Annotated in this window: 4 protein-coding genes; 2 read left to right on the forward strand and 2 right to left on the reverse strand. The window is 73.5% G+C overall.

Going from position 1 to position 4,458, the window contains the following annotated elements:
* Positions 1-353: 353 nt before the first annotated feature.
* Positions 354-1,760: a cobyric acid synthase gene (locus L615_RS02360; protein ID WP_186449685.1), complete on the reverse strand. Its 1,407-nt coding sequence runs from the start codon at positions 1,758-1,760 to the stop codon at positions 354-356.
* A gap of 46 nt (positions 1,761-1,806) precedes the next feature.
* Here L615_RS02360 and L615_RS02365 point away from each other — a divergent pair, with 46 nt between their 5' ends.
* Positions 1,807-2,364 (forward strand): hypothetical protein, encoded by a 558-nt coding sequence (locus L615_RS02365; protein ID WP_051486147.1) that lies wholly within the window; start codon positions 1,807-1,809, stop codon positions 2,362-2,364.
* Here the strand turns inward: L615_RS02365 and L615_RS02370 are convergent.
* Positions 2,331-3,902 carry an AMP-binding protein gene (locus L615_RS02370; RefSeq protein ID WP_232221841.1) on the reverse strand — a complete coding sequence of 524 codons (1,572 nt, stop codon included), beginning with the start codon at positions 3,900-3,902 and terminating at the stop codon, positions 2,331-2,333. The genes L615_RS02365 and L615_RS02370 overlap by 34 nt on opposite strands.
* Before the next feature lie 154 nt (positions 3,903-4,056).
* On the opposite strand from L615_RS02370, the gene L615_RS02375 reads away from it, so the two are divergent.
* Positions 4,057-4,431: a hypothetical protein gene (locus L615_RS02375; protein ID WP_145723991.1), complete on the forward strand. Its 375-nt coding sequence runs from the start codon at positions 4,057-4,059 to the stop codon at positions 4,429-4,431.
* Positions 4,432-4,458: the final 27 nt, after the last annotated feature.

A 4,458-nucleotide genomic window follows, 5' to 3' on the forward strand; every position in this document is an offset into this window, starting at 1 on the left:
CCGTGCCGGCAACCGCGCCGTCCAGCCGACCGGCAGGGCCCCGGGGTCAAGGATCGCGAAGCGACCGCGCAGCGGCGGAGCGAAGCGACGTCCTTGACGCCGGGGGCCGGTCGGCTACGGTGCGCGGCCGCCGACACCAACCACGCAGCAGCACTCAGGCCGGTGGTTGAGGTGCGAGGCGCCCCAGCGCCGAGCCTCGAAACCAGTGGCCCCGGTGCACCCAACTGTGCCATACACAGCCCGCCTGACAGGCCCAGAGGTTTCGAGGCTCCTCGCTGGCGCTCGTCGCACCTCAACCACCGGGAGAAGGCTTGCCGCCAGGCAAACTCAGCCAGGCGACGCGCTCGCGCCATTCAGCACAACGACAGCACCGCGTCCAGGTCGAGGTGCTCCTCGACCAGGTCACCGAGCAGGTCCAGGCGAGCGGCGCGGGCGGCGGGGAAGGAGGCGGAGGAGGTGACGCCGAGGGTGTCGGCGAGGTAGGCGGCGCGGGTGGTGTCGTCCTCGAGGCTGCCGTGGACCATGGTGCCGGTCACCGCTCCCGTGCGCGTCTCGCCGGTGACCCGCCCGTGGTGGATCTCGTAGCCCGCGGGCTCGTGCAGCACCAGCCGCTTCTCCGGGGAGAACCGGGTCGTCAGGTCGAGCAGGCCGAGCCCGTCGACGACCACGCCCGCCGGGCCCTCGACGCCGTCCGGGTCCTCGATCCGCCGGCCGAGCAGCTGGCAGCCGCCGCAGATGCCCAGGACCGGGCGGCCGGCGGCGGCGTGCCGCTGGATCGCGAGGTCGAGGCCGCGGGAGCGCAGCCAGGCCAGGTCGGCGATCGTGGCTCGCGTGCCCGGCACCACGACGAGGTCGGCGTCGGCGAGCCGCGCGGGGTCGGAGACGAGCTCGACGTCCAGCGCGGGCTCGAGACCGAGGGCGTCGACGTCGGTGAAGTCGCTGATCCGCGGCAGCCGGACGACCGCGACCTTCCGGCTGCCGGCCCGGTCGGCGGCGCGGCGCCCGTCGAGGTCGAGCGAGTCCTCGGAGTCCAGCCAGAGGTCGGGGTGCCACGGCAGCGCGCCGTACGTCGGCCGGCCGGTGCGCTGCTCGAGGTCGGCCAGGCCGGGGCGGAGCAGGTCGACGTCGCCGCGGAACTTGTTGACGACGTACCCCTTCACCAGTGCCCGGTCCGCCTCGTCGAGCAGCATGAGCGTGCCGTAGGCAGCGGCGAACCAGCCGCCGCGGTCGATGTCGCCGACCACGATGGTCGGCACGTCGCCGTGCCGGGCCAGCCCCATGTTCACGTAGTCCGTCGCGCGCAGGTTGATCTCCGCCGGGCTGCCGGCGCCCTCGGCCACGACGAGGTCGAACCTGGCGCGCAGGTCGTCGAAGGCAGCGAACGCGGTCTCGGCGAGCCGGGCCCGGCCGTCGTGCCAGCTGCCCGCCGACACCTCGCCGTCGGGCTGTCCCATCAGCACGACGTGGCTGCGGCGGTCGCTGCCGGGCTTCAGCAGCACCGGGTTCATCGCGACCTCGGGCTCGACGCCGGCGGCCAGCGCCTGCACCCACTGCGCGCGCCCGACCTCACCCGGCACGGCGCCCGGGCCGCGCACGACCATCGAGTTGTTCGACATGTTCTGCGCCTTGAACGGCGCCACCCGGATCCCCCGCCGGGCGAACGCCCGGCACAACCCGGTCGTCAGCACGCTCTTGCCGGCGTCGGAGGCCGTCCCCGCGACGAGCAGCGCCCCGCCGACGGGTCGTGGTGCGGTCGACACAGGTCCTCCTCGGGGGTCGTCGCCGGTCGCACCCTACGGTGGTCCCATGCAGCAACAGCAGGACGGTCTCCAGGTCGCGGTGCACGGCCACCCCAACGCCGACACCCTGCTCCTGTGGCACCCCGCCGGAGCCACGGACCGCGACGGCGTGGCCGCCCTCGCCAGCCGGATCGCGACGCGCAGCCACGTCCGGGTCGTCGTCCCCACGTGGACCACGGACTCCGCGGGCCGCGACCTCCTGCGGTCGGTCCGCTACGCCCGGGAATCGGCGGTGCACCCACCCGACCAGCTCTCGGTCGTCGGGTACGGCGCCGCCGGGATCGCCGCGCTCGGCCTGGCGCTCAACCAGCGCCGGCTCGGGATCGGGCTGGCGCGGGTGACCTGCGTCGACGGCGCGGCGGGGATCGCCGACCCGATCAGCGGGCAGGCGCTCCCGGAGCCGACCGCCACCGAGGCGCAGACCGCCGTCGACGTGGTCGAGCCCGACACCGCGACCGGCGCGGAGTGGGCGCGCGCGACCGTCGAGGCGTGGCGGGCCGCCGGCTGGGCGGCCACGCTCGTCCCCCGCGATCAGTTCACCTGGCGGGTGAACCCCTCCCAGTAGGGCGCCCGCAGCTTGAACTTCTGCAGCTTGCCGGTCGCCGTGCGGGCCAGCTCGTCGCGGAACTCCACGGACGTCGGGGCCTTGTAGCCGGCCAGCCGGTCCTTGCACCAGCGGATCAGCTCGGCCTCCATCTCCTCGCCCGGCGTGGCGTCCGCGGTGAGCACGACGAGCGCCTTGATGGTCTCGCCCCACTTCTCGCTCGGGACGCCGATGACGGCCACCTCGGCCACGGCCGGGTGCGAGAAGAGGGTGTCCTCGACCTCGATCGAGGTGACGTTCTCGCCACCGGTGATGATGACGTCCTTCTTGCGGTCAGCGATCGTCAGGTAGCCGTCGTCACCGATGAAGCCGCCGTCGCCGGTGTGGAACCAGCCGTCGGCCAGCGCCGCCGCGGTCTCCTCCGGCTTCTCCCAGTAGCCCTCGAGCACGACGTTCGAGCGGGCGAGCACCTCGCCGGTGCCCTCCTCGGACTCGTCGATCTTGAGGGTGACGCCGATGGCGGGGGCACCCGCGCGGGTCAGCCTCGTCGCCCGCTCCTCCGCGCTGAGGTCGTCCCACTCCGCCCGGGTGCGGTTGAAGGTCAGCAGCGGCGAGGTCTCGGTGAGGCCGTAGATCTGGATGAACTCCCAGCCGAGCTCCTCCTGGACGCGGATGACGGTCTTGGTCGGCGGCGGGGCGCCGGCCATGATGATCCGCACGCGGTCGCGGCCGGGGATCTCGCCCTCCCAGGTCTGCGCGGCCTCGAGCACCGCAGCGGCCACGGCGGGGGCCGCGCACATCACGGTGACCCCGTGGTCGCGCACCCGGCGCAGGATCTCGGCGCCGTCGATCTTGCGGATCACGACGTGCTTGGCGCCGACGCCGGTCGCGAGGAAGGGCCAGCCCCAGCCGTTGGCGTGGAACATCGGAAGGGTGTGCAGGTAGACGTCGCGGTCGTTGGCCTGCGCGTGCAGGCCGAAGGTGAGGGCGTTGGTCCAGATGTTGCGGTGCGTGATCTGCACGCCCTTGGGCCGCGCGGTCGTGCCCGAGGTGTAGTTGATGGTCGCGGTGGCGTTCTCGTCGTGCTCCCACGGCTTCGGCTCGGCACCGGCCGGGGCGTAGAGGGCCTCGTCGTCGCCGATGACGAACTTGTGCTCGCAGGTGACGCCGGCGAGGTGCTCCTCGACCTCCGGGTCGACGTAGAGCACCCGCGAGCCGGACTGGTCGACGATGTACTGCACCTCGTCGGGGCTGAGCCGGAAGTTCACCGGCACCAGCACGCGGCCCCAGCCGGCCACGCCGTAGAAGGAGGTCAGCAGGCGGCTGCTGTTGTGGCTCACGATCGCGACCCGCTCGCCCACGCCGATGCCGAGCTCGTCGAGCTTCGCGGCCTGGCGGCGGGCGAGCTCGCCGACCTCCCGGTAGGTCAGCTCGCCCTGGCTCGGGGCCGGCTGGTTCGGCTCGTCGACGATCCCGACCCGCTCGCCGTACACCTGGACGGCGCGGTCGAGGAAGTCATTGACGCTGAACGGCACGAACACGGTGATCCTCCTGGGCATGGCGGTGTGCTACACGCCACCCTAAGCGCGCCCCCTCGACGCGCGACCCCCTCGAAAGTGGGCACCGTCACCGGCCGCCCCGCGGTGGCGGCGATGAGAGTCCTCTCATCGTGCTCTCACCCCGCCCCCACGATCGGGCAGGATGATCGTCGTCATGGGACAGCTCTGGAAGACCCTGCTGCCGGTCGGCCTGCTGCTCGTCGTGGCCGGCTTCGTCGCGGGCGCGCTCGCGGCGGCCGGGTCCGACGAGCCGCCGGCCCGCACGCCGGTCGAGATGGTCACCGCGCCGACCTCGACGACGACCGGCACCCCCTCGCCGGGCACGGACCCGGCATCGCCTGCCACGACCAGCCGGCCGACGCGGTCCACCGGCGTCCCCGTGGTGACGCCCCGTCCTGGCGACCACGACGACGACGACCGCGACGACCGGGACGACCGGGACGACCGGGACGACCGGGACGACCGGGACGACCGGGACGACCGGGACGACCGCGACGACAGCGACCACGAGCGGGATGACGACGACTGATGCCGGCGGCCGCGGCGGGCTCTCGGT

It is taken from the genome of Nocardioides sp. J9, from assembly GCF_007829375.1.
Classification (GTDB): domain Bacteria; phylum Actinomycetota; class Actinomycetes; order Propionibacteriales; family Nocardioidaceae; genus Nocardioides.